This is a genomic window from Bacillota bacterium, assembly GCA_013178305.1.
In the GTDB taxonomy this organism is placed as follows: Bacteria; Bacillota; Sulfobacillia; order JABLXB01; family JABLXB01; genus JABLXB01.
Genome location: JABLXB010000001.1, coordinates 653,731 through 678,207, shown reverse-complemented (window position 1 = coordinate 678,207; position 24,477 = coordinate 653,731). Strand labels below are relative to the sequence as shown.

Below are 24,477 nucleotides of genomic sequence, written 5' to 3'. Positions count from 1 at the left end.
CGAGATCTCCATAGACGATTTTGACCGGCTGTTCGAGTCCCTCAAGAACTGGGGCAAATGGGGACCTGATGATGACAGGGGTACTCTGAATTATATTACGCCTGAGAAAATAAGGGCGGCCGCAGCCCTTGTCAGGAGCGGTCGCAGCGTATCCATGGCGATCCCGATCAATGCCTTCGCCGGCCCGGATAACCCGAATCCGGCCATTCACTACATGGCAAATACGCACGATATCGACATTGGTTCCGGAGAATTGCGGTTTGCGACCGATTTCCTCGGCATGCAATTCCACGGCGACTGCCACACTCACATCGATGCGCTGTGCCACATTGCATACAAGGGATCGCTTTACAATGGATGGCCTGCTGCATCCGTGACCGTCCGGGGTGCAGACCGGTACGATATCACCACGTATGCTCACGGGATAGTTGGACGCGGTGTGCTGATCGACGTTCCGCGCTACCGGGGTGTGAAATGGCTGGAACCCGGCGAGGCGGTTACCCGCGATGAAATCGAAGCTGTTGAACGAGCTGAAGGCGTCCGGCTCGACGAGGGCGACATCATGGTCTTCCGGACCGGGCATCACCGCCGGCGCCTGGAGCTTGGAGCCTGGGATCCCGGTTATACAGGCGAGGGGCGTGCGGGCCTTGATCCCTACAGCCTGACCCTGCTGCATGAGCGGAAGGTCTCTGTTTTCTTACCCGACGGAGATGGTGAGGTCGTCCCATCGTACGTTGAGGGAATACAATATCCGATCCATCCACTTCAGATTACCGCTATGGGAATGGTATGTGCGGACAGCCTCCAGTTGGAAGAGTTGGCGCAAGTGAGCGAGCAGGAAGGCCGATTTGAGTTCATGGTTGTCATTGCCCCATTGCGCCTGCCGAAGGGGACAGGTTCTCCATTTAACCCGATCGCAGTATTCTGACCGGTGGAGCGAAGCCAACGAGCGCGCAGTGCAAGAGGGGAGAACCATTCATGACACAAGTCGAACGGGTCGCGATTATTACCGGGGGTGGGACGGGAATCGGGGCCGCTGCCGCACGGGGTCTGGCCGCTATTGGGACGGCGGTTGCTTTGGTTGGAAGAAGAATTGAACCCATTGAAGAGGTGGCGCGTTCAATACGCGACAGGGGTGGGCAGGCCATGCCGGTTCCGGCTGATCTTGGGCAGCCATCAGCCCCAGCTCGCATTGTCGACCAGGTCGTGCATGCCTGGGGGCGGGTGGATATCGTAGTCAATAACGCGGCTGCTATAGACCATAAGCCCATTGACCGGGCTACGCTTGAGCTTTTCGACCGGCACATGGCAGTAAATGTACGAGCGCCCTATTTCTTGATCCAGGCGGCCTTGCCGCATTTGAGAAAATCGGCGTCAGCGTCTGTCATCAATATTTCGTCCTCTTCTGGTTCGCTGGCGATCCCTGGGCAATCAATGTACGGGACTTCAAAGGCGGCCCTGGAATACCTGACCCGGTCTCTGGCGGCCGAACTGGCTCCGAGCATCCGGGTGAACTGCATTGCCCCCGGCCCGGTTGACACCCCGATCCACCTGACCTGGGCAGGGAACGATGTGGCGGGCGCTTACGAGCGGATGACCCGTGAGCTGCCTCTGAAACGGATGGGGACAGCGGAGGAGTTGGCGGCCTGGATTGTCTGGTTAGCCAGTGCCGAGGCATCTTTTGTGACGGGAGCGGTGATCCCGGTCGACGGCGGGCAAACCTTGCCGGGAGCCCTCTCTCGAATTGCACAGTGAAAGACCAAAACAATCCGGTCAAAAGGTGAGGGGAAATGGGACGGTTTGATGGCAAAGTGGCGTTGGTGACAGGCGCTACCCGGGGAATTGGACAGGCCTGCGCCATCCGGCTGGCATCCGAGGGCGCAACCGTGGCGGTTAATCATCGTCCAACGAGCGATCCAGCCGCGACCCTCGACAGGATAAAGAAGGTTGGCGGAAAGGGGTTTCCGGTAGCGGCTGACATGCGTGAACCGGAACAGGTAGTCTCGATGGTCTCGGAGGTTGCCCGAATCGGAGGCCGGTTGGACTTCCTTGTGAGTAATGCCGCAATCAACCCGTTGCTCAAATGGGATGAAACCACTATCGATGACTACAACCGTATTCAGGAAACGAATTTGAGGGGTACCTGGGTGGTCTGCCAGGCGGCTGCAAAACAGATGATCAAAGAAGGGCACGGCGGGGCGATCGTAACCGTGTCATCAATTTCCGCCTGGGTTTCCGCCAAGGAGCAGACCGTCTATTGTGCAACTAAAGCCGGGATTTGGATGATGACAAAGGCTCTCGCGCAGGTCCTGGGAAGACACGGAATCCGGGTCAATGTCGTTCTGCCAGGCGCAATACTCACAGATATGAGCGCTGAATTGCTGGATCCAAACGGCCCGGCTCGCGCCTACTACGAAGAGCGGATTTCGATGGGCAGGATCGGTGAGGCATCCGAAATCGCCGGCGCGGTTGCTTTCCTGCTCAGTGAAGACGCGAGCTATGTTACCAGTGCGGAGCTGCTGGTGGACGGCGGTTTCATTACCAATGCCGAATAGGGGAGAGACTCATGAGCCTATTTGGGATTGACGTGGGCTCGAGTTCAGTGAAGATCTCTGCATACAGCGAAGAAGGGAGATTCCTGGCCGGGGTTAAGCACGATATTTCTCCGCTGCACCCGGCTCCCGGTTTGTGGGAACAGGATCCCGAAGAGGTCTGGCGGGCCGCGGCTCGCGGGCTTTGCGAATTAATGCGGATGGAATTGGTCCGCCGCGATCCCCCGAAAGCGCTCGCCATCAGTGCCTCGGGGCGGGAGAACTTTCCGGCCGATGAAGACGGGACTCCCCTCGGAAACAACATAATGGGGGCAGATGTGCGTGGATCGGAGTTTGAGGCTCATCCCGCTGGCGTGCCCCTTCATGAAGCGCCCCTGCCTGAAGCATGGGAGCTCTCCTGCGGACACTTACGGGAGAGGATGGATCCGGTATTACGGCTGCTCTGGTGGCGGAAGTACCATCCTGAGGTGATTCATAAGGCGAGAGGTTACCCGGATTGGCATGGCTTCCTTACGCAGCGACTGTGCGGACGGAATGTCAGTGAACCAAGCCTGGTTGCTCGATGGCTGGTTTACGACTTGAAGACCAATGCCTGGTCGCCTGAACGGCTCGCCGAGTATGAAATCCCGCCGGAGTTTCTGCCGGAGGTTCTTCCTGGCGGAACCGCGATAGGCCCGGTTCTCCGGAGGGTCTCCGATGAACTCGGCCTTCCATCAGACCTTGTCATTGTGTCAGGTGGGCACGATCTGAACTGCGCAGGAATCGGTGCGGGGGCTTCCCGCCTGGGTACGGCCTGCCTGATTAGCGGCTCGTATGAGAACATGCTCATTCCGACAACGCAATTCCCTACTCCATCGATGCTGCTTCGGGGATTGTCGATAACGCCGCATTTTGGTCGAATCGAACGATCGGTTTACGCGATCTGCCCGACCGGGAATGCGGTCCTTAACTGGGCGCGCGATACGGTCAGCCTCTCGATCGCAGAGTTCACAGAACAGCTGTCCCGACGTGGAGGCGACCCCAGCCCTGTCCTGGCACTGCCGTATCTTTCCGGTGCGATGCTCTACTGGCGTGGCGGGCGCAAGCTGCGCGGCGCGCTCATCGGGCTGACACTGGCAACCCAACCGGCAGAGATTGTCCAGGCTTTCATGGAGAGTATCGCATATGACCATGTGAATACCCTTTCGTTGTTGCGAGAAGAGGGCGTATTGGTTGATCAAATCCGCGCAACCGGAGGTGGAACCCGATCCGAATGGTGGACGCAGCTCAAGTCTGACATGATGGGCGTCCCAATTGAGGTCGCCGCGGAGGAAGAACCCGGGACATTCGGCGCAGCGCTTCTCGCCGGATTGGGCGTGGGAGTCTTCAGTGATATCGACGAAGCCAGTTCTGCTCTCTCGGCGACGAGCCGTACTCACCAGCCAAGTCCGGAGCGGGCCAGGCTGCATCAAGAGCGTCTTGAACAGTATCGCCGGTTTGTGCCCGTCCTTCTGGGGGGCATTTTCGAGGACTGGCATTGACTCTTGTACATGAAGCCTCGATAAATAGATATATGAATGGAGAACTTGAGTTGAACCTGGAGAATTCTGGGCGGCGAAACGTTCGAGATTTGCAGGCGAGCCTGGCGGGGTATTTCCTCCAATTGGGGGAGGGAAAGCGTCTTCCCAGCATACGTGAGTTGTCGTCTTCCACGCAGATGAGTGTGGGAGCGATCTCAACGGCACTCAGGGGCCTGCAGGATATGGGCGCGGTCGACATTCAGAGGCGTGGGCACATGGGGTCCTATCTTACCAGGATATCGGTCAGCAGGTTGTGGAACCTGTTGGGACAGGGTCCCCTGGTAATTGCCCTGACCCTGCCGATGCACCGCCGGTTTGAAGGCCTGGCAACCGGTCTGAAAATCGGATTTGAGAAGGCGGGGATGGAAGCCTACTTGATCTTTATCCGCGGATCGCGGACTCGCCTGAAAGCCCTTCACGATAACCGCTGTCATGCCGTGGTAATGTCAGGACTGGCCGCCGGAGAATTGACCGGACAAGAAAACGAAGTATTGCTTTCACTGCCCCCGACAACCTGGCTTTCTGGATACAGTGTGTTCTACCGGAATCAGCCGCCGGAACCGGGAAGGCCGCTTCGTGTAGCTGTAGACCCGCAGTCCCACGATCACTGCATGCTGACGGACCTGGAATTTGCCGGTCAAGACGTTGAAACCCGATCGGTTTCATTCATCCAGATTTCGCAGCTCCTCAAGAGGGGTGAGATTGACGCGATCGTCTGGAATACGGAGCAGGTCGAGGATTTCCTGGGTCCAGGCATTTCCTATCGACCATTAGCAGACCGGGTCATGGCTCTGGCCGGGCAGAAATCCGTGTCGGCGGTGTTTGTTGGGCGAAAAGGTGATTACGTAGTACGCGCAGTGCTTCGAGCATGCATTGACCCTGTCGAGATTATGGAAATCCAGAAGAAGGTTGTTGACGGGGAAATGATTCCAGAGTATTGAGGGGGCCGTATGAGTAGCCACGAATATGAGGTTGGACTGCATAAGTACGATCTGGATACCCCTGCACTGCTTGTGGATCTGGCGGCGGTGGAAAGAAACATTCGGACAATGGCTGACCTCTGCCGTGCGGCCGGGATCAGCCTTCGTCCCCACGCCAAGATCTACAAAGCGACCGCCGTTTTCGCCTGGATGCAATTGCGCGCAGGCGCCATCGGTTTGACGGTGTCCAAGCTATCTGAAGCGGAGACTCTGGCCGCAGCGGGGATACGTGATATCCTGATAGCCAATCAGGTGGTGGGTTCACGCAAGGTTCAACGGCTGGTCAATCTTGCGGCCTACACAGATGTAATCGTAGCCGTCGATTCTTATGAGAATATCCAGATGCTCTCGGAGATGGCTCAAGCAAGGGCAGTGCAGATCGGTGTCCTTGTGGAAGTGAACATCGGCAATGACCGTTGCGGGGTGGAGCCGTTTGGTCCGGCCAGGAGAATGGTCAAGACGATTTTGTCGACCCCGGGGCTGCGATTTCGAGGCATCATGGGGTATGACGGGCACCTGGCCTTCGTAGAAAACAAGGTTGAGCAGGAACAACGATCCGTTCAGGCTTATGAGATCCTGGTTGCCGTAAAAAACGATCTGATCGAGTCAGGAATCCCCGTCGAGATCGTTAGTGGAGGCGGGAGTGCCACCTACAAATCTGCCTGCTCAGTGCACGGTCTTACTGAGCTGCAGGCCGGCACCTATATCTTCAACGATACTACCTACCGTGACAATGGTCTGAGCGAATTTGAATGCGCGCTGTCGGTCCTGGCTACTGTCGTCAGCAGGCCCGACCGGCCGGGGGCCGAAGACCTGGCCATCCTGGATGTCGGCCGAAAGTCTATTTCGTTAGCCTATGGTTTCCCCGAGGTGAAACACCCGCGGGGCGAAGTATTCTCAATGCCGCAAGAACACAGCAGGTTGAGGATTCAGCCGGACAGCCCGCCCCCAAAGATCGGAGATAAGGTTGAGTTGTGGGTGAAGGACGCCAATGGAACGGTCATCCTGTTCGACCAAATTTACGCGATGAGAGGAGATGTCGTTGAAGCTGTCTGGGACCTGCACGGGCGCGGGAAGGTGACATGACGATGGTCATCAGTGAGCAGATTGAGCTTCTGTCGGACGGACGGTTCAATGTAATCAACATCACCGACCGGGTGGCGGAATTCGTCCGAGCCTCCGGTTTGAAAAACGGCCAGGTTCTCGTATTTCTTCAGCACACGACTGGAGCAGTTATCATCGGTGAACACGAGTCGGGGATCGTTGCTGATCTAAGCGATGTGTTCGAGCGAATCGTGCCTACCAATTACCCCTACAAGCATCATATCCGCGCGGTGGACTTCAACGGCCACGCCCATATTCGTTCGGCCTTGATGCAGACCCAGGTGAGTGCCCCTGTCGTGAATGGCAAGCTGGCGCTCGGCACGTATCAGGATATCCTGGTGATCGACGACCAGGTGGACCAGGAACCCCGCTATTTGATACTTCAGGCGATTGGGGAATAGACGCATGGGCGAAACACGGGTACTGTTCTTCTGGACAAGCGGGGTTCTATTGCCGGCTCTTGATGCCGCCGTTACAGAAATATTGCCTTCGTTTGGGATTGCCGGGATCAATCCGGCGGCCATCTCCCGATACCGGGAAATGCGGGATGACCTGGCCCTGGGGAGAATAGACGGCCAGGAATTCTGCCAGGTCGCTGTGAGGTCTCTCGGGATTGAAGGTTCGCCTGAACTCTTCCTCAAGAGAATGCTCAGTCGACTGGTGTTGATTCCAGGCGTTTTGGATGCAGTCACACGAGTCAAAGCCGAGGTCGATCGATGGTTGGTTGTTGACCTGCCTGAAGCGTGGTTTAAGGAATTGCCGTCTTCCCAGGAAGTCCTCCTCCACTTTCCACCTGAGAGAATCATATGCCTGGAAGATAGTCGATTGTTGAGGGTGCTCCCCGATGTGTTCTATTACTTGCCCAACAGGGTTCAGGTTCCTTCGGAGCAATGCTTGCTGCTGGACAGTGACATAAAGAGAACCGTTCATTCGATCAATCATGGCTTGCCGGCGGCCGTGGTCATCAATCCCGAGCGACTGAGACGCGAGCTCTTGATGCGTCGATTGATCATGCAGGACTACCAGATTCACCAGCGACCTGTTTGAGGAGAGATATCTTAGTGAGAATATCTACCGCCACATCGGTATTCGTGAATTACCCACTTGACGCTGCTGTGGAGCAGGTCATCCAAGCGGGATTGGATGGAATTGATCTCTGGTGCGGGCGACCACACCTGTTTCGGAACGACTATCCAGCCGGGACCCTCGCGGAGTTGAAAAAGAGAATCGAGAGTAGCGGGTTAGCAGTAGTGTCAGTATTGCCGGCCTTCTTCCGCTATCCGTTTTCACTTTCAAGTCCCGTGGACGCAATTCGTGTTGACAGCGTCAATTACATGAAAGACTGCATCGATAATGCCGTTCTAATGGGAGCCCATCATGTACTGGTGGTCCCAACTAACACTCTATACGGTCAGACTCTGGAGGATTCCCGCGGGACCTTCATCCGTAGCCTGGAGACAGTGTGTGATCATGCGGAAATGCGTGGAATGAGACTTGGGATCGAGGTCGTTTACCCCAGATTGAGCGGCTATTTGAATCACACGAGTCAAGCTATCCAGGTAATTCGAGACCTGCAGTCAGACATGGTTGGGGTTGTCATTGATACAGGCCACTTGAACCTGTCTAAAGAGGGTCTTCAGCCGGCGCTGGACGGTCTGGGGGAGTACCTCTGGCAGGTGCATGTCAACGACAACAACTCGAGAGAGCAACAAAACGCTATCCCGGGCGATGGGACGTTCGATTTTGAGGAAATGATGGGCCTCCTTCGCAGATATGATTACCAGGGATTCCTGACGTTGGAGTTGGGATGGAGTTACTCGTTCGATCCTTACCCGGCTGTAGTGGAAGCCGTTAAGCGAATGCGTGGCTACATGGAGACTCGGGAGTGATCTATCTGGAGGAGTTGTCCCGCAGAATTCCGGTGACTCAGGATGACGCAAGGGTCCATTCGGTTGCGAGTGAGCGAATCACACGATTGAGATCCTGGATGGAATCGCAGCGCCTCGATGGGATAATAGTCTCTCGGCGAGACAACTTCGCGTGGCTTACGTGCGGCGGCGACAATCACGTATTGAAACACACGGAATACGGCTTCGGCCACCTGTTGATTACCCCCGAGCGTCAATATCTGCTGGCCTTCACTATGGATGTGGCCCGAATCCTCGAGGAACAGATCCCCGGGCAGGGCTATGAACCGATCGCCTCAAAATGGCACCAGGGTGATCCGAGAACCGGAGCCTTCGGGTTGGCGGGGAAAAACATCGCTTCGGACGCCGGGTTTCCCGGCACGAAAGCGGTGGACATCCAGCGGGTTCATGGACCCCTGAGTGAACTGGAATTGGACCGCTCTCGTTGGCTCGGCCACCAGACCGCGTTGATCCTTGAGGAAATAGCCCGTTGGGTGCGTCCGGGGATGTCCGAGAGCGAAATCGGGCGGCAACTGCATTCATGTTTGGTACTGGATGGAATTGAACCGGAGGTCATCATTGTTGGCAGTGATGATCGCCTGGAGAGATACTGGCATGCGCTTCCATCCCCAAAGAGGCTGGAGAAGTATGCCCTCATCCATTCAGCCTCGAGCCGCTGGGGACTGCACGCGAACGTCAATCGACTGGTCAGCCTTGGCGAGCCCCCACGAAGAATCCGGGATGCTCACCGCGCCGCGGTAACGATTGAAGGTCAAGTATTGGGAATGCTCGAAAATGGGGTCGCTTACTCCAGCATCCTTCAGCATCAGAAAAACTGGTATTCCGAGATGGGTTACCCCGACGAGTGGGAGTTGCACTTTCAGGGCGGCCCAACCGGTTACTTTGTAGGGGACCCAACTCGATGCTGGACAGACATGCTGGTCGAGAGCAACCAGGCATTTGACTGGTTCATCACGGTGGGCGGGGTACAGGTGGAAGAGCTGGTTCTGTTGACCGAATACGGGCTCGAGGTTGCATCCATGGGGAGCACCTGGCCGAGGACATCGGTCTCAACCGAAAAGGGGAAAATCGTGATTCCGGACATCTATATACTGTGAGCGCGCCGTGTCCTCTGCCGCTCAAGGTTTCCCAAGAAGCGCCCTGACCGCATCCACAGCGGTCCGCGCATCGGGAGCCCAGCCATCCGCTCCGGTCGACAGCGCCCACGAATGTGTGATAGGGGCTCCACCCACGATTATCTTGACGTTGCGCCGTACCCCTTCCCGTTCGAGATAGCGGATAGTCACCGGTATTTCGGCCTGGGTCGTGGTAAGCAGCGCCGAGATCGCCAGTACGTCCGGCTTGTGCTCGACAACCGCGTCCCTGAATCTCTCCGGGGTGACATCCACCCCGAGGTCGACGACGCTGAACCCCTCGCCCTCCAGCATCGCCTTCACGAGGTTCTTGCCGATGTCGTGGATGTCGCCCTTGACCGTGCCGATTACCACCTTCCCACGGCTCAGGGTCGCCTCGCTGGCGAGGAAAGGGCTGAGCGATTTCATTGCGTCCGACCATATGCTGGCAGCCACGATCACCTCGGGCAAGAACACCTCGTTGTTCCGGAACTTCTCGCCGATGCGGGACATCCCGGCGATGAGCCCTTCCTCCAGGATGGCCGCGGGCGGAACACCGTCTGCGACCGCCTGTTCGACGATGGAGCGTGCGTTCTCGATATCCAGTTCTTCTAGTGCCTTCGCGACTCGTTCCACGGCAGCGCAGGTCATTGTCGTGCCTCCTCGCAGATCAGTGAGAGTATCCTGGCGAGCAGCTCGTCCTCGCCCTTGCCGAGGATGAACGGCCTTCCGTCCAGCACAGGGACATCCAGCGCGGAGAAGAACGGGAACATCTGGACGATCACGTCGGCGCGCGAATCCGGTTCGGCCCGCTCCCAGAGGTTCTGGATGAGCACCTGCGCCTGAACGCCCGCGCTTTCGGAGGCCTGCCTGATGCGCTCGGCGGCTCGCTGCATCGCGTTGCCGCACGAGCCCCCCGCCACGAGTATTAGGGGCAGCCGCGCTCTGCGCGCGGTTCCCACCGGATCACCCGACTGAGATCGGATAGGCGCCGTACCTCCTCGCCAGGTCAAAGAGCAGTATGAGGTTGCTTACCGGGACATCGGCCTGGACGACGTTCGCGGGGGACAGGATGTATCCGCCGCCGGGGGCCAGGTCGCGTACCCTCGTCTTGACCTCTCGTTCCACGTCCTCCGGCGTGCCGGCCAGTGCGCGCTGCAGGTCGATCGCCCCGTGGAAGGTCAGCGCCGCGCCGTACCGCTGCTTCAGGGTTGTCGTGTCCATGCCTCGCGCCAGCGGCTGCACCGGGTTGAGCACCTGAATCCCACAGTCGATCAGGTCGTCTATGAACTCGCTCACGGCCCCGCACGAGTGGAGGTAGATTCGGGCGTTCGGTGCCTTTCGCCCTATAAACGCGTTGAGTTCCCGCCTGAGAGGCTTGAAAAACTCCCTGAACGTCTTGGGCGAGAAGAACGGCCCGTTCTGGTGACCCATGTCGTCCTGGGTTTCGACGATGTGCACGTAGGGGCCGGTGTCGTCGAGGAGCACGTCGTAGAAAGCCATCAACACCTCGTTGATCTTGCCCAGCAGCACCGAGGCGAACCTCCTGTTGGTGTAGAGGTCGAGCGCGAACTCGCTGAAGCCGCGCAGCTGTATAGCAAGATCGAACAACCCCCTCGATGGCGACCTCGTGGCTATGGCGAATCCGGTGTTCTCGTAGTAGTCGAGGGTGGTCTGTTTCAGCCCGCGGTCCCGCTGTCCTTCGTATGGTTTGGGCCACGGGTAGGAGTCGAGGTCCGCGAGCGACGCGTGCTGCAACGGGTGACTCACCCATTCGTTGAATATCCCGACTTTCTTGACCGCTACGCCCCACTCATTTACGGTGCTCCCGTCGGGGAGTACCGGGGCTTTGTACGCCAGGGACGACTTCAGGAACACGTGCCTGAAGTCGCAGCCCATCTTGTCGAACACGCGGGGGTCGTATATGTTGTCGCCGTGCCCGCTGCGGAACGGTTCCACGTCACCTTCGATGCCGAAATGCGTCTTCAAGGCGAAATACACGGCATCGGTCACACTCGCACCGGACGCCCCGAGGCACAGTGGGACACGATCCGGCTCTTTATGGTCGAGGGCGGCGAGCACCCTATCTCTCGCGGTAGCCATACGATCAGCCTTCTTTGGAGGATTCAGACAGCGGCCCGGGCCATCCTGTCACGCAGGAACGCCGACACCGACGCCGCGTCGGGCATAACGTGGAGACTCCTCAGATTCGCCCCGTCTTCAAACAGGGACATGATCGATCTCAGGAACTTGACCTGCTCGTCGGGCTTCTTGTTGGCGAGGAGGAAGACTATCCGAACAGGGAGGCCTTCCTCAGGCTTATCCATGCAGTGGAAGGTGACGGGCTTATCCAGCAGGGCCACCGCCATGGCTGACCGGATGACGTGCTCGGATCCCGCGTGGGGGATCGCCACCTTGATCCCCTGAGTCGGTAATCCGGTGGGGTATTGCTGCTCCCGCTGCAGGACATCTCGCCCGTACTCGGGGGAGACAGCGCCGTGCCGCGCGAGCGCATCGGACAACATAAGTATCACGTCGTCCCGTGTTGTCACCCGAGGCCTGACCAGTACGTATTCGTCCTTTATCTCGAACAATATCCTCACCCGCCGGCCCTGCCGAGAATTCGCCCACCCTGCGCGGGGCCCGCTTCCGCGCTTCGGCACGGAGCGGGCCCCGCACTCAGAAGCCCTACTTGAACAGCGTGAACACCTTCAGGATAATCGCGCCGATTACGTCGCCGCCCATATCGAAGCTGGCGAACCTGGCTCCCTGCTGGATCTTGTCGGTGAACTGTCCCATCAGCTTAAACGTTTCCGTATGGACTCCTGCCTGGGCGGTGGCGATGTACATAACGGGGATCGACCACAGCAGGACGATGATCACCGTGTGGAGCACGTTGCCCCTGGTGAAAGGCACAACCGCGCCGCACCAGAACGGGATCAGCGCGAGGCTGGCGATCGGGAGTATCCCGTTACCGGGCAGGGCAGCCGCCAGGAGCACCTCGAGCGGATACAGTATGACAGCCGAGGCCATGACCGACGGGTGCCCCAGCAGGACGGCGCAGTCGACACCCACGTTGAACTGCCGGTCGCCGAACCGCTCCTGCAAGTATTCGGAGACTGCGATACTTATCGGGATCAATCCTTCGCTGAGTAGCGAAACCATCCTCGGGAGTAGCACCATCATGGTGGCCACCTTCATGGCCAGCCCCAGGATGTCGGCGATCTTGTATCCCGCCAGGAGCCCGATGATGATGCCCATGACGGCGCCCATCACGGGGAGCTCGCCGAACAGGCCGAACTTCTTCTTGACCGAGTCGGGGGAGGCGTCGATGTCCTTGATGACAGGGATCTTCCTCAGCAGCTCGGCCACCGGGTTCATGATCACGCCTACCCACGTCACCGCGCACGGGACGCCGATGCCCGGCAAGTTGTTGAATTCCTGGTGGCGGGGAGCGGCCAGGTCCGCCGCGATGCTGCCCAGGGCGAGGAACAGGACGCCGGCAGCCGCTCCGAGTATGAGGCTCCCGGTCGCGGCCCACACAAACGCGGCCACAACCTGGCCGTGCCAGATGCTCCAGATGTCCGTCCACAGTGTCTTCGTCAGTCTAAGCACGATCATGATTGCGTTCACGACAAGGGTTCCGATGACGACCGCCGCGACTCCAGGCCAACCCCACGCGATGCCGCAGTCGGTCCAGCCCACGTCAACAAGGGTGAGCTGAAGGCCGAGACGCTGCGCTATCGCCGCAGTAGCGGGCTGCAGGGCGCCTACTATCACGTCCACCACCATGAAAAGGCCCGCCAGGCCTATGCCGGTTACGAGTCCGCCGCGGATACTCTTTGCCACGCCGGCCCTGAAGAGGATTCCAAGGATGATGATTACCACCGGAACCATGACTGTCGGGCCGAGGCCTGTGAACCAGCTGACAAACGACGCTATCGCGCTCACTTCACGTCCTCCCTTCGTTCGTTCCGGTACTGCTAAGTGCTGAGGTGCTGTACGATTTCATCGACTGCCTTTACCTTGTCCGCCCGTCTCCCGATAAGGAATACCATGCCTTTTACCACCGGGACGCCGAAATCGAAGTTCGCGTTGACCATCGGCACTATGACGCTCGCCTGGCCGCGATAGCGCTCGATGTCGCCCAGCAGCACGTGCTTGATCTCGACGTCGCCGATCTTGCGTCTGGCCAGCTCTTCCATGATGAAATCCCTGGCAGCCGTGGACGTGTTGATTCCCGCTCCGCACACTACGATCACCAGCTTTCTCGTACCGGACCCTCCTTTCACCTCTGTCCGTACTTGGTGTTGTAATACTCGAATGCGATTCTCGTCTGGGCTGCGTCGAGCGGAGTCGCGCCGCCCAATCGGCGCGCGATGGCCGCGATCCTGGCGGTGTCCTCGACGGTTATGGCCACGGCCAGGCAGTGCTCGAGATCCCGCCCGGCGACAACCGGACCGTGATGGCTGAGGTTCACCGCATAGCCCGTTCCCATGGTGGTGACTATGTTGTCGAGATAGTCCCCGGTGTGGGCGCCGGGGTGGAGGGGGACTACCACGGGCACGGGGCCGCCGGCGATGTTCGCGTGCGTCGTCGTGAGGACGGGTAACGGCTCGTCGCAGCACGAGAACGCGGTGGCGAACGGGGAGTGAGTGTGTATCACCGCACCCACGTCAGGTCGCGCCTTGAGGATGCGCGTAAACATGTCCGTCGCGATGGACTGCTTGTACCGCCCGTCCACCAGCCGCATGTCCAGATCGACGACGCATATCCCGTCAGGGGAGGTTATCTCGAAGTAATCGACCCCGGACGGCGTGATCGCCACCAGGCCGGTCTCCCGGTCTCGCGCGCACACGGTCCCGCCGGCGAGAGACACAAGCCCGAGGTCACGCAGCGACCTCGCCGTGTGAAGTACTTCCGCCCTGAGAGTCCCGAGCATCGCACGGTGCACCTCCTCACGCTATGGTGAAGCCCTGCCGGTGATCCACGGCCCTGAGCCACGGTCCCGCCGGCGCCGGTGAGAGCCGCCGGCATCCTGGTATGACACCAAAGCAAGGCGCGTGCCGTCACGAGAGAAAAAGGTAAATAGGCGGTTACGCTGGGGAAAAGCCGGAGTGAATCAAGAACGTAACAGGCTGAAAATGTCCGAATCCTTCTTCGCCTTTCGCAACGCTGCGAGCAGGCCCTCGTTCTTCAGCACGGTGTGAAAGAACGTCTCTGCCAGGACCTTGTCGCGGGACGTATAGGCGATGAGGAATACCAGGTCGACCACCAGGCCACCCCATTCCACCGGGGACGCCAGGGTGGCGACAGCCACGGCGGACTTCTCCGTGAAACTGGACACCAGGGGGTGCGGGATGGCCATGGGGTTCTCACCCGGGTCGTACATGCATGTGGGAGCAAGCGACTCGCGTTCCACGACGCTCTCGTAGAACCCTTCCCTGACGACGCCGGCCTTCCGGAGCATGTCGCACATGTCCCTGAGCACCTCGTCCTTCGTGCCCGGGTTGACCTTCGCCCTGCAGAGCGACGCGTCGAACAGGTCCTGGAGTGACGGGGAAGGGCGTTGCTCGATGAGGGATTGCAGTACACGCGTTGCCCTCCCCGAGATCACCTCTTCCACCGAAATGAATGGGACGTTCGGATACTCGGGGTCCACCGTGCCGACGACCGCAATGACGTCCTTGCCGGCCTGGATCCTCGATATCGCCTGTGAAAGGTCCCCCGAACCGAACACGCCGAGCGGCCGTATCTCAACCGAGCTGTCGGTGAGCGTGTGGTCGAGCAGTTTCTTCAGGTGCTCCGCGGTTCCCTTTCCCGTGAGGCAAACGGTCAGGATGACCGCCCCGCGCCTGGACCGCTCGGCGGCCGCCGGTCGCCCGCCCGAGATCTCCCCGAGCTGCAGGGAGAGTTCGTCGAGGCTCAGCCGGGAGAAGCGGATGCGGCGCATGGCTTCCATCACCAGGATCGAGTCGACCCTGTCCACAGTCCTGGTTTCGATCCCCGTACTTTTCGATATGACGGGCCCGAACGTGGTGAGAGATCCCATGTCGGCCAGGATCAGCACGCCGCTGCCGCGGTTTGCCTGGATCACGGCATCCGTGGCGCGGCGTATGACCTGTTCGGGGTTCTCATCGAGCGACATCTCGACGCAGCAGGTGTCGGACTCTCCCATCAGTCTGTGGGCCACTTCGAGGAGACTGCTCGCCACGCGGCCGTGCGTCATCACGACGAGCCCGACATCCGGCGGCCCCTGCTGGGCCGCGGACGCGTTACGTAAGTACAGCGCCACGAAACCCGCTTCGGCCTCGGGCAACGCCACTCCCAGGCTCCCCTCGATGTATGCCAGCATCTTCCTGGCCAGTTCGAATTCCGCGGGGTAAGACGAGCGGATTTCGTTCAGACGAGGGTTGATCACCGGTTTTCCCTGCTTGATACGGTTGACTGAAGCGTGGAGATGAAGCGCCAGATAGTAAGCCAGGTTCGGGTTCGATACCGCTATCGCGGGGCCGGCCAGCGTAAGCGCCTCCTCTACAGAGCGCACCAGATGGCTCCCGACCACCTTGACAAGGTCATCGCGGGCAACCCGGGCGCTTCGCTTCATGCTGGCGCTGATCTTGCGCTCGACCTCGTGGCCGATCAGATCGCCGATCTCGTCCTCCGAGAAGTTGGTCTCCCGCAGCTGCCGCCAGCGTGCTTCTATGAAATCGTATATGGTCTCCTCTACCCCCGCCTTGCTCGGGGCTTTGCCGGGGAATGGCTCAGCCTGCGCCTCGCCCTGCTTCACTTCGAATACCATGTCGGTGAGCGGCGCCAGGAAATCCTGACCGTATCTCAGGCTGCTGGCCTTAACCAGGCCCTTCTGGGCTTCGAAGGGGAGCGTGTTCACATCGACCCTCATGTCATCCCGCCGGTCGGTAACGCTGTTCAGGAACGCTTTCGCGATCGACACCTGTATGTCGCTCTTGAGCTGGCCCACGTTTCCCTTCGGGGAGTACAGCATGAGTGAGACGAGGGCGTCGCGGGTGACCGTTATCCGCGTGCGAACTCGTGCGGCCTCTTGCCGGAAGAACTGCGAGAGCAGGTGAAAACGCTCGTGAAAGGACCGCTTTTGCAGCGGCGGGATCTCGATGAACACGGGGATCCGCCTGCGAAACGCGTCGAGCAGCATCGCCTCGGGTTTTTCCGTCGTAGCCGCCACGAGCCGGATCGTGAGGTTGTGCTCGACTCCCGTCTCCCCGAGTCGCCGGAACCGCCCCGTGTCTATGATGCGGAACAGGATCTCCTGCCCCTGCGGCGGCAGGCGATGCACTTCATCCAGGAACAACATCCCCCCGCTTGCCCTCTCGACGAGACCGGGCTTTTCCCCCTCGGCGCCGGTATAGGCCCCCTTCGCATGACCGAAAAGCTGCGATAAGAGCAGTTCGGGGTTGTTTGCGTAATCCGAGCAGTTAAAATGCACGAACGGGGCGGCGGGTTTCAGCGCTCCCGACTCGACCCCGAACCGGTACATCGCCTCGGCAAACAGGTTCTTACCCACCCCTGTTTCGCCGACTATGAGTGTGTGCAGGCCGTTCGGCGGGTACAGCACGGCGGCTTTGGCGAGGTCGACGCAGCTCTTGAGGTCCCCGTCGTAGCCGATCACGGAGGCAAACGCGTCTTGTGGAGCCTGTTCCCCCCGCGTGGCCCGCTCACCTTGCGCAGCCCGCCCACCGCCTGCGGCCTGGTTACCCCGGCTGTCCCGGCGGCGCTCCATTCCGGTGGTCGTACTGCCGCTGGAGCGCACCGGCGTCGCGCCCCCCTGACCGTAGGCGCTAAGGAACCTTCGCAAGGTGTAGCGCGAAACATTGAAGCCGGCCCTACCGAGCCTGGATGCGAGTTCGTTGAGATCGAGGCGCTCTTCATGGCCCGCACCGCCGGTCCTGGGAAGCCTGCCGATGGCGCGGTGGAGCGCCTGCTTGAGGCGCTCCCGGGAATCCGGCATCCCCATTTCCCTTCGGAGGTGTGTGATGTACGGCCTCTTCACGCCCAGCGCTTTCGCCATCTGCCCATCGGTGAACGGCTGGCGTTCGTCTTCGGACTCAATCATCTTTCGTACTCTATCGGCAAGGCCGGTCATGTGAACACCTCTGGATGCTGCCGCTAACGACGTGGGTTCTACACATTCGCCCCGGAACCTCCTTACCTTTTTAAATGCGCGGCCTGGTGAAAAAGAGTAAGAGGGGAGACAGGGCTTTTCGCAGAACCTGTCAGCCGGAGGTGCGTCTATGTACTGGGAACGCGCAGGAGCCGAAAACACCGTTGCGACCATCGAGGCGGCATACGCTCGTGCCCGCGAGATGGGCATAAAACATGTCGTGGTGGCCAGCACGTGCGGACCCACGGCCAGGAAGGCGCTCGAGCTGTTGCCGCGCGAGGGCGGAATAAAGCTGATCGTGGTCGCCCACCACTCCGGGTTTGACGAGCCGGGCAAACAGCAGATGCCGGCGGAGATCGTATCCGAACTGCGGTCGAAGGGGGTTCCGGTGCTCATCACGACCCACCTGTTCGGCGGCGTGGACCGCGCAGTCGCGAACAAGTTCGGCGGTCAATACGTGGGCGGCTTGATAGCGTACACCCTCCGCATGTTCGGGCAGGGGACGAAGGTGTGCGTGGAGATCGCCACGATGGCCCTCGACGCAGGGTTGGTACCCTACGGCGAGGAAATAATAGCAGTCGGGGGATCGAGTAACGGCGCCGACACCGCTCTGGTAGTAAGGCCAGCCCACGCCAAGTCATTCTTCGACGGCCAGGTGCTGGAGGTTATCTGCAAGCCCAGAGACCCGTCCACTGAATAGCGCATGCGGGGCACTGTAGAGGCGGGCTCGGAAAGGATGGTATTCATGCGGGATCTGCGCGAGATTTCAGGCATCCCGATCTCCGTTGATGGGCTGGACGTCCGGTTTTCGGACGGCCTGACTGCGGTCAAACCCTCGGTCAGGCGCCTCCAGGAGATCCGCGACGTTCTCTACAACCAGACTGCGGCGGGACCCGAAGACCTCTACTTTATGTACAGGGGGGTCGTACTCCCCGAACACCGTAGCATTGCCGAATGCCACTCCATCAGGTACGACATAACCGTGATCCGCCCGGGCGCCATCGGAACGGAGTACATAAAGACCGCGGGCCACTACCACGCCCACGTTCCCGGGGAATCCGTCGAGTATCCCGAGATATACGAGGTATTGAGCGGGCGCGCCCATTACCTCCTGCAGAGACCTGGCGAACAACCCGGTACGGTCGACGACGTGGTGGTGGTCGAGGCGGGGCCGGGCGACAAGGTCGTCATGCCGCCCGGGTACGGCCACGTCACGATTAATCCGGGCCCCGAGCCTCTGGTGATGTGCAACCTCGTGGAGGCGACGTTCACCTCGAACTACGGGCCGTACAGGCAGGCCCGGGGCGCTGCCTTCTACGAGGTGGAGAACGGCGACAAGGGCGTGTTCGTGCCGAACGAGCATTACGGCTACGCACCCGCGCCGAGGCTGGTGGACCCGGCCGATCTACCCGAACTGGGGCTGCGGCGCGGGGTCCCGCTGTACACGTGCATGATCACCGAACCCGAGAGACTGGCGTTCCTGGTGCGCCCACAGGATTTCGAGGAGCATCTATCGGGGCTCCTGGAGTAATCTGGAGTGGCCCCCGCTGACGGCAAATTCAGGGTATTCGCCGATTACCACACGCACACCAGGTACAGCCACGGGACCGGGTCCGTGAGGGACAACGTCCGGGCCGCCGTATCGATGGGGCTGTCGGAGGTCGGCATAACCGACCACGGCCCCGCCATGCTGTGGATAGGCACGAAGAGGAGCCGTTGGGGGGCCCTTCTGCAAGATATTGAGGAGTGCCAACGGGAGTTCCCGCAGATAAAGGTGCTCGCGGGCATAGAGGCCAACGTTGTCAGCCTCGACGGGAGACTGGACACCCCACCCGAAATCGACGCGCGTCTCGATATCAGACTGGCTGGTATACACCTGCAGGTCTTGCCCCCCACGCTCGACGATACCCTGAGGTTGATGGTGAACAACCTCACCCTGGCCCGGTGGACGCGGGCGGGCTCGCGGCGAGCAAGGGTCGACAATACGAAGGCACTGGTCGAGGCGGTGTACCGGAACAGGATCGACCTGATAACCCACCCCGGCCTCAAGGTCAACATCGATACGGCGGAGCTGGCGCGCGCGTGCGTCAGAAAGGGGACGGCCCTGGAGATCAACGCCTCCCACACGCGCAGCGGGCCGGACTACGTACGGGTGGCCGCCAGGCAGGGCGCCAAGTTCGTCCTCTCCAGCGACGCTCACGACCCTCGGGACGTGGGCCGGGTCGAGCGCGCCGCGGCGATAGCGGAGAAGGCAGGACTCGTGCCAGAGCAGATCGCAAACGTGGCACTCGACGGCTACCGCCGGAGGCCGGCCTCCGGCGGCGGTCGACCGCCGGAGCCAATAGAGGATACCGTCATCGCGGAGTAGAAGGTTAAGCCCCAAATAACCTGCCTGGGGAGAGTCGTTGCAGTGAACGACATCAGGTTCGTCATCATCACGGGGTTGTCCGGCGCGGGCAAAACCCAGGCCGTGCGGAGTCTCGAGGATCTCGGGTTCTTCTGCGTGGACAACCTGCCACCTGCCCTGATACCCAAGTTCGCTGAGCTGTGCGCCCAGTCGTCCGGCGACTCCGTGCGGCGGGTCGCCCTCGTCATCGACATCCGTGGGGGCGAGTTCTTCGACGACCTTGCCGAAGCGCTCAAAGGGCTCGAAGAGGTCGGGCTGCCGTACGAGATACTGTTCCTCGAAGCGAACGACGAGGTGCTGGTGCGGAGGTACAAGGAGACCCGGCGCAGGCACCCGCTGGCTCCGCAGGGCAACATCCTCGAGGGCATAAAAGCAGAGAGGAAAAAGCTCGAGGAGATAAAAGGCAAGGCCAACGTCATTATCGATACCTCGGACCTGACACCCCAGCGCCTCAGGGAAGAGATCCTCCAGATATTCTCCACGGAGAAAGAGCGCAGGCGCATAATCATTACCGTCGTGACGTTCGGTTTCAAGCATGGGCTTCCCCTCGATGCCGACCTCGTATTCGACGTCAGGTTCCTGCCCAACCCGCACTACGTGGAGTCGCTGCGGCCGCTGACCGGCGAACGCGACGAGGTGAAGGAGTACGTCCTCAAGTGGCCGGTCACGAAGAAGTTCATGAGGCGGCTCAATTCCCTCATCAGATTCCTGCTGCCCCACTACATTAATGAGGGGAAGACGCAACTCAACATCGCCGTAGGCTGCACCGGAGGCCAGCACAGGTCCGTCGTGGTCGCGGAAGAGCTCGCAAACGCGCTGCGCGGAGAGGGTAACACTGTGGTCGTGGAGCACCGCGACATCGACAAATGGCTCACCGCAGGGCAGGGGAAGGAATGAGGATAGCCCGCTGGTTTCTCCCGGGACTCAACATAAAACGCTGGGTGTTTCTTCTGTCGCTCGGCGTCATCATGGCCGGCGAGGGCATCGCCATCGCTTCCGACCTGCGATTCCTCGCGAGGATCGAGCAAGTGCTGCTTGAGTTCGGGAGGTCAATCGCGGGCGGCCAGGCCTCTCCCGTCGGGCTGGGCGTCGCCGTGTTCGTCGTGGGGGTCGGGCTGTGCGCCTATGCGGTCAACCGCCTGGTACACTCGATAGTCGGGGCGCTCGCACCGGGCGCCACCGATAGTCTCACTGACATCGTATTCCAGAAGCGCTACCTCGAACGTGGCCCGAGGATAGTCGCCATTGGCGGAGGGTCCGGCCTTTCGGTCCTCCTGCGCGGCCTGAAGGAGTACACGAACAACATCACCGCCATAGTCACCGTGGCCGATGACGGCGGCAGTTCCGGCCGCCTCCGGCGGGACATCGGCATGCTGCCCCCCGGTGACGTCAGAAACTGCCTCGTCGCGCTGGCCGACACCGAGCCCCTGATGGAAGCGCTGTTCCAACACCGGTTCCGGAAGGGTGAACTGCGGGGGCACAGCTTTGGGAACCTGTTCCTCGCCGCTATGACCGAGATGACGGGGGACTTCGAAGAGGCAGTGCGCCAGTCGAGCAAGGTCCTTGCCATTCGCGGGCGCGTTCTTCCCTCGACACTCGAGAACGTCACGCTCTGCGCCGAGGTCGCCGGAGGGAACGTCGTGCGCGGCGAGAGCTCGATCCCGCAGCCGGGAAGGCAGATCAGGCGGGTGTTCCTGGACCCTCCGGACCCCCAGCCGCTCCCCGAGGCGATCCGCGCCATCGAGGAGGCCGACGCGATCGTGATCGGCCCCGGCAGCCTGTACACGAGCATCATGCCGAACCTGTCGGTTCGCGGCATAGCTGAGGCCGTGCGGCGCTCGAAGGCGCTTCGCATATACGTCTGCAACGTGATGACGCAGCCCGGAGAGACCGACGGCTACGACGCCGCGGCGCACGTGCTGGCGGTCGCGGGGGCGCTGGGAGAGGACGCCATCGACGCGGTGGTATGTAACAGTGAGGAGGCGCCGGAACCGGCGCGCCGCCGCTACCTCGAACAGGGTGCCGTCCCGGTAGGCGGAGACGTGGAGCTCGGCGGAGCCACCGTCGTGAGTAAACCCCTAGTGACCAGAGGTGACTACGTAAGGCACGACCCACACGAGCTGGCGAAATGCATCATGAGACTCATGGGAAGGGTGAGGAAGGGCCGGAATGTCGTTCTCTCATGACGTAAAGGACGAGCTGGCCCGCGTATACCCGCAGCGCGACTGTTGCAGGCGCGCGGAACTGGCGGGGCTCCTGATGGCTTCAGGGACCCTGCAGGTGCAATCCGGCGGCCGCATGGGACTCATTGTCTCGACCGGTCACCCCGCTGTGTCGAGGAAGGTGTTCCGCCTGGTGAAGGACGTCTGCAGTGCACACCCGGAGTTCATTGTGTGCAGGGATTCGCGGCCGCGCAAGACCATGAGGTACATCGTGCGGCTGGCCCACCCCGACGCGGAGCGCCTGCTGGATGCGCTCGGATTCCCCCGGGACAGGCTCCTCCAACACCGGCCGGGGCCGGCGATCGCCCTGAAAGCGCACTGTGCGAGATCGTACCTGCGGGGGTTTTTCCTCGGCAGCGGTTCGGTGGCGGCGCCGTCCGGCGGACACCACCTCGAGATCGTTTCCAAGCACGAGGAGCAGGCTGCCGACCTGCAGCGAAAACTGAAGACGCTTCGCGTGGACGCAAACCTTCTGAACAGGGAGAACGGCTCCGTAGTCTACCTCAAGGAGGGCGAGCAAATCGTCCGGCTGCTCAACCTGATGGGGGCTCACACGGCGCTTCTCAATTACGAGAACGCCAGGGTGATGAAGGACGTCAAGAACCGCGTAAACCGGCTGGTGAACATGGAGACCGCCAACATCTCCAAGATTGCGAACGCCGCCGTCAAACAGTCGGATTACATTTCGGACATACAGGCCACCGTTGGGCTCGACGCGCTCCCGCAGTCCCTCAGGCGGCTCGCGATGGCTCGCATTCAGAACCCCGAGGCGAGCCTGGAGGAGCTCGGGAGGCTGATGGACCCGCCCATCAGCAAGTCGGCCGTGAACCACCGGATGAGAAGGATCGCGGCGATAGCGCGCGCCCTCTCGGGGAGTCGCCAGGGGGATACGGCCGCCCGTGATGGTCCGGCACGGGTTCTAGAAGATGATGGCCCCCGCGACTCCGGCGGCCACCAGTATGAGGATCGGGTTTATACTGGTCCCAAGGGTAAGCGCAAGCGAAACCGCCAGGATACCAAGGGAGGCCGTGTCCCGGACTGAGGCCCTGGCCACGGACAGACCCGCGTGGGCGATGAGCGCGATCACCGCCGGTCTGACCCCGATAAAGAACGTGTTCAGCCACGGAACCGATTTGTACCTCCGGAGGAGCACGGCCAGCACTGTCACAACAAGCGCTGACGGCGCCACCACGCCCAGGGTCGCGGCCGCGGAACCGGCCACCGCCGCTAGGCGGAACCCCACGAACGTCGCGGTGTTGACGGCTATCGGACCGGGCGTCATCTCGGCGATGGCCACCATGTCGACGAACTGCTCGAGCGTCAGCCAGCCGTGCGTTTCTATACCACGCCGCCGGCTGCGCCGGCTGGACGCGCCGCGCGGATAAGGCGGCCGGCCCTGCGCCACAATGTAGGCGAACGTAGGATAATCCGTTACCGGAGCAGAAAACGGGGTGTATGAGGATCGATGAGTTGCTTGAGCCGGCCGCGCCCGAGCTGGCGGCCGTCGAGAAGATGATACGGGAATCCCTCGACTCCGGAGACGAGAGCCTCAAGCCTCCGGCAGCACATCTCCTCGCGCGCGGCGGAAAGCGGCTCCGGCCCGCCCTGGTGATCCTGTCCGCCCTCTGTTACCGCTATGATGCCCAGCACGTCATTCCCGCCGCGGCGGCCGTGGAGATGATCCACACGGCCACCCTCATCCACGACGACATCATCGACGGGTCCAACAGGCGCAGGGGGATGCCCTCCGTCAACGACAGGTGGGGTATCAGGACTGCGCTCCTGGCCGGAGACTACCTGTTCGCGAGGGCGTTCGCGATGCTGGCCGGCATCCCGCCTGCGGCATTCGCGGGGTTAGCCTCGGCCGCGGAAGAGATGTGCGCGGGCCAGGCGCGAGAGCTCGGTGAGGGCGACGACCGCGTCTCGCTGTTGTTCTCGGACTCCGGCGAAAGGGGTGAGAGGGAATACTTCCTCCGTATCGAAAGTAAGACCGCACGCTTCCTGTCGGAGTGCTGCAGGATCGGATCCCTGCTGGGCAGGGCGCCGGCCGCCGCCGGGAAAGCCCTTGCGGATTACGGCAGGTTCCTCGGCATTGCGTTTCAGATCACCGACGACGCGCTTGACGTATTCGGCGATCCCGCGCAGACGGGCAAACCCGCGGGGGTAGACCTCCGGGAGGGATTGTTGACGCTGCCCGTCATACGTTGCCTCAAGACAACGCCCAAACGGGGCCGGTTTGCGGAACTCCTTAATTGCTTCGGACGCCAGCATCCGGAGGGGGCCTGCGACCCTGCGGACCTGGCTGAAGCGCTTGCGATCCTGAGGGAATCCGATTCCGCCCAGTACTGCTCCGGGGTGGCGAGGACGTTCGCCTTGCGAGCGGCGGACCGCCTCACGGCCGTGAGATCGTGCCCGGCCCGCACCAGCCTCGAGCGGCTCACCGAGTTCGTCGTCGCCAGGGCCTACTGACCCC

Annotated in this window: 26 protein-coding genes; 18 read left to right on the top strand and 8 right to left on the bottom strand. The window is 60.9% G+C overall.

All coding sequences use genetic code 11. The annotated features are described in order from the left end of the window. Positions 1–4 precede the first annotated feature (4 nt). The 10 genes from HPY55_03205 to HPY55_03160 all read left to right on the top strand — a co-directional run bounded on the left by HPY55_03205 (position 5) and on the right by HPY55_03160 (position 9,220). Positions 5–928, top strand: coding sequence for a cyclase family protein (locus HPY55_03205; GenBank protein ID NPV69641.1), 924 nt, complete (start codon positions 5–7; stop codon positions 926–928). A 50-nt stretch (positions 929–978) separates the two neighbouring features. Further along, a complete protein-coding gene (locus HPY55_03200; GenBank protein NPV69640.1) occupies positions 979–1,755 on the top strand; it encodes an SDR family oxidoreductase in 777 nt (258 codons plus the stop codon). A 35-nt stretch (positions 1,756–1,790) separates the two neighbouring features. Then, positions 1,791–2,555 carry an SDR family oxidoreductase gene (locus HPY55_03195; GenBank protein NPV69639.1) on the top strand — a complete coding sequence of 255 codons (765 nt, stop codon included), beginning with the start codon at positions 1,791–1,793 and terminating at the stop codon, positions 2,553–2,555. A gap of 11 nt (positions 2,556–2,566) precedes the next feature. After that, positions 2,567–4,072, top strand: coding sequence for a hypothetical protein (locus tag HPY55_03190; protein NPV69638.1), 1,506 nt, complete (start codon positions 2,567–2,569; stop codon positions 4,070–4,072). A gap of 50 nt (positions 4,073–4,122) precedes the next feature. Further along, positions 4,123–5,052 carry a hypothetical protein gene (locus HPY55_03185; protein NPV69637.1) on the top strand — a complete coding sequence of 310 codons (930 nt, stop codon included), beginning with the start codon at positions 4,123–4,125 and terminating at the stop codon, positions 5,050–5,052. A 9-nt stretch (positions 5,053–5,061) separates the two neighbouring features. Then, on the top strand, positions 5,062–6,177 hold the full coding sequence (locus HPY55_03180) for a DSD1 family PLP-dependent enzyme (GenBank protein ID NPV69636.1): 1,116 nt from the start codon (positions 5,062–5,064) through the stop codon (positions 6,175–6,177). Positions 6,178–6,179: 2 nt separating this feature from the next. Beyond that, the gene (locus HPY55_03175; protein NPV69635.1) at positions 6,180–6,596 is read left to right on the top strand and encodes a YjbQ family protein; all 417 of its coding nucleotides are present in this window, start codon (positions 6,180–6,182) and stop codon (positions 6,594–6,596) included. A gap of 4 nt (positions 6,597–6,600) precedes the next feature. Beyond that, complete coding sequence (locus tag HPY55_03170; protein NPV69634.1) at positions 6,601–7,242, top strand: hypothetical protein; 642 nt, start codon at positions 6,601–6,603, stop codon at positions 7,240–7,242. A 14-nt stretch (positions 7,243–7,256) separates the two neighbouring features. Then, positions 7,257–8,084 carry a sugar phosphate isomerase/epimerase gene (locus HPY55_03165; GenBank protein NPV69633.1) on the top strand — a complete coding sequence of 276 codons (828 nt, stop codon included), beginning with the start codon at positions 7,257–7,259 and terminating at the stop codon, positions 8,082–8,084. 98 nt (positions 8,085–8,182) lie between these two features. Then, a complete protein-coding gene (locus tag HPY55_03160; protein ID NPV69632.1) occupies positions 8,183–9,220 on the top strand; it encodes a M24 family metallopeptidase in 1,038 nt (345 codons plus the stop codon). A gap of 21 nt (positions 9,221–9,241) precedes the next feature. Here the strand turns inward: HPY55_03160 and HPY55_03155 are convergent, their stop codons facing one another. The 8 genes from HPY55_03155 to HPY55_03120 form a co-directional block, all read right to left on the bottom strand. After that, positions 9,242–9,886 carry a corrinoid protein gene (locus HPY55_03155; protein NPV69631.1) on the bottom strand — a complete coding sequence of 215 codons (645 nt, stop codon included), beginning with the start codon at positions 9,884–9,886 and terminating at the stop codon, positions 9,242–9,244. Beyond that, a complete protein-coding gene (locus HPY55_03150) occupies positions 9,883–10,197 on the bottom strand; it encodes a hypothetical protein (GenBank protein ID NPV69630.1) in 315 nt (104 codons plus the stop codon). Before HPY55_03150 ends, HPY55_03155 begins: the two co-directional genes overlap by 4 nt. A 4-nt stretch (positions 10,198–10,201) precedes the next feature. Then, complete coding sequence (locus tag HPY55_03145) at positions 10,202–11,338, bottom strand: uroporphyrinogen decarboxylase (protein ID NPV69629.1); 1,137 nt, start codon at positions 11,336–11,338, stop codon at positions 10,202–10,204. A 23-nt stretch (positions 11,339–11,361) separates the two neighbouring features. Then, the gene (locus HPY55_03140; GenBank protein NPV69628.1) at positions 11,362–11,838 is read right to left on the bottom strand and encodes a PTS sugar transporter subunit IIA; all 477 of its coding nucleotides are present in this window, start codon (positions 11,836–11,838) and stop codon (positions 11,362–11,364) included. A gap of 85 nt (positions 11,839–11,923) precedes the next feature. Continuing rightward, complete coding sequence (locus HPY55_03135) at positions 11,924–13,186, bottom strand: PTS galactitol transporter subunit IIC (protein NPV69627.1); 1,263 nt, start codon at positions 13,184–13,186, stop codon at positions 11,924–11,926. Between the two features lie 32 nt (positions 13,187–13,218). Next, entirely contained in the window at positions 13,219–13,497 is a 279-nt protein-coding gene (locus HPY55_03130; GenBank protein ID NPV69626.1) for a PTS galactitol transporter subunit IIB, read from the bottom strand. A 26-nt stretch (positions 13,498–13,523) separates the two neighbouring features. After that, on the bottom strand, positions 13,524–14,177 hold the full coding sequence (locus HPY55_03125; GenBank protein ID NPV69625.1) for a class II aldolase/adducin family protein: 654 nt from the start codon (positions 14,175–14,177) through the stop codon (positions 13,524–13,526). A 180-nt stretch (positions 14,178–14,357) separates the two neighbouring features. Further along, positions 14,358–17,327, bottom strand: coding sequence for a sigma 54-interacting transcriptional regulator (locus HPY55_03120; GenBank protein NPV69624.1), 2,970 nt, complete (start codon positions 17,325–17,327; stop codon positions 14,358–14,360). A gap of 178 nt (positions 17,328–17,505) precedes the next feature. Between HPY55_03120 and HPY55_03115 the strand changes: the two genes are divergently transcribed. From HPY55_03115 to HPY55_03080, 8 genes are all read left to right on the top strand, one after another. After that, the gene (locus HPY55_03115) at positions 17,506–18,075 is read left to right on the top strand and encodes a hypothetical protein (protein NPV69623.1); all 570 of its coding nucleotides are present in this window, start codon (positions 17,506–17,508) and stop codon (positions 18,073–18,075) included. 45 nt (positions 18,076–18,120) lie between these two features. Further along, complete coding sequence (locus tag HPY55_03110) at positions 18,121–18,906, top strand: glucose-6-phosphate isomerase (GenBank protein NPV69622.1); 786 nt, start codon at positions 18,121–18,123, stop codon at positions 18,904–18,906. 6 nt (positions 18,907–18,912) lie between these two features. Continuing rightward, on the top strand, positions 18,913–19,743 hold the full coding sequence (locus HPY55_03105; GenBank protein ID NPV69621.1) for a PHP domain-containing protein: 831 nt from the start codon (positions 18,913–18,915) through the stop codon (positions 19,741–19,743). 42 nt (positions 19,744–19,785) lie between these two features. After that, the gene (rapZ, locus tag HPY55_03100; GenBank protein NPV69620.1) at positions 19,786–20,679 is read left to right on the top strand and encodes an RNase adapter RapZ; all 894 of its coding nucleotides are present in this window, start codon (positions 19,786–19,788) and stop codon (positions 20,677–20,679) included. Then, on the top strand, positions 20,676–21,968 hold the full coding sequence (locus tag HPY55_03095) for a YvcK family protein (GenBank protein ID NPV69619.1): 1,293 nt from the start codon (positions 20,676–20,678) through the stop codon (positions 21,966–21,968). The genes rapZ and HPY55_03095 overlap by 4 nt, the downstream gene beginning before the upstream one ends. Beyond that, the gene (gene whiA / locus HPY55_03090) at positions 21,952–23,046 is read left to right on the top strand and encodes a DNA-binding protein WhiA (GenBank protein NPV69618.1); all 1,095 of its coding nucleotides are present in this window, start codon (positions 21,952–21,954) and stop codon (positions 23,044–23,046) included. The genes HPY55_03095 and whiA overlap by 17 nt, the downstream gene beginning before the upstream one ends. Further along, complete coding sequence (locus tag HPY55_03085; GenBank protein NPV69617.1) at positions 23,033–23,389, top strand: hypothetical protein; 357 nt, start codon at positions 23,033–23,035, stop codon at positions 23,387–23,389. Before whiA ends, HPY55_03085 begins: the two co-directional genes overlap by 14 nt. 70 nt (positions 23,390–23,459) lie before the next feature. After that, on the top strand, positions 23,460–24,473 hold the full coding sequence (locus tag HPY55_03080; GenBank protein ID NPV69616.1) for a polyprenyl synthetase family protein: 1,014 nt from the start codon (positions 23,460–23,462) through the stop codon (positions 24,471–24,473). The last annotated feature ends 4 nt before the right edge of the window (positions 24,474–24,477 follow it).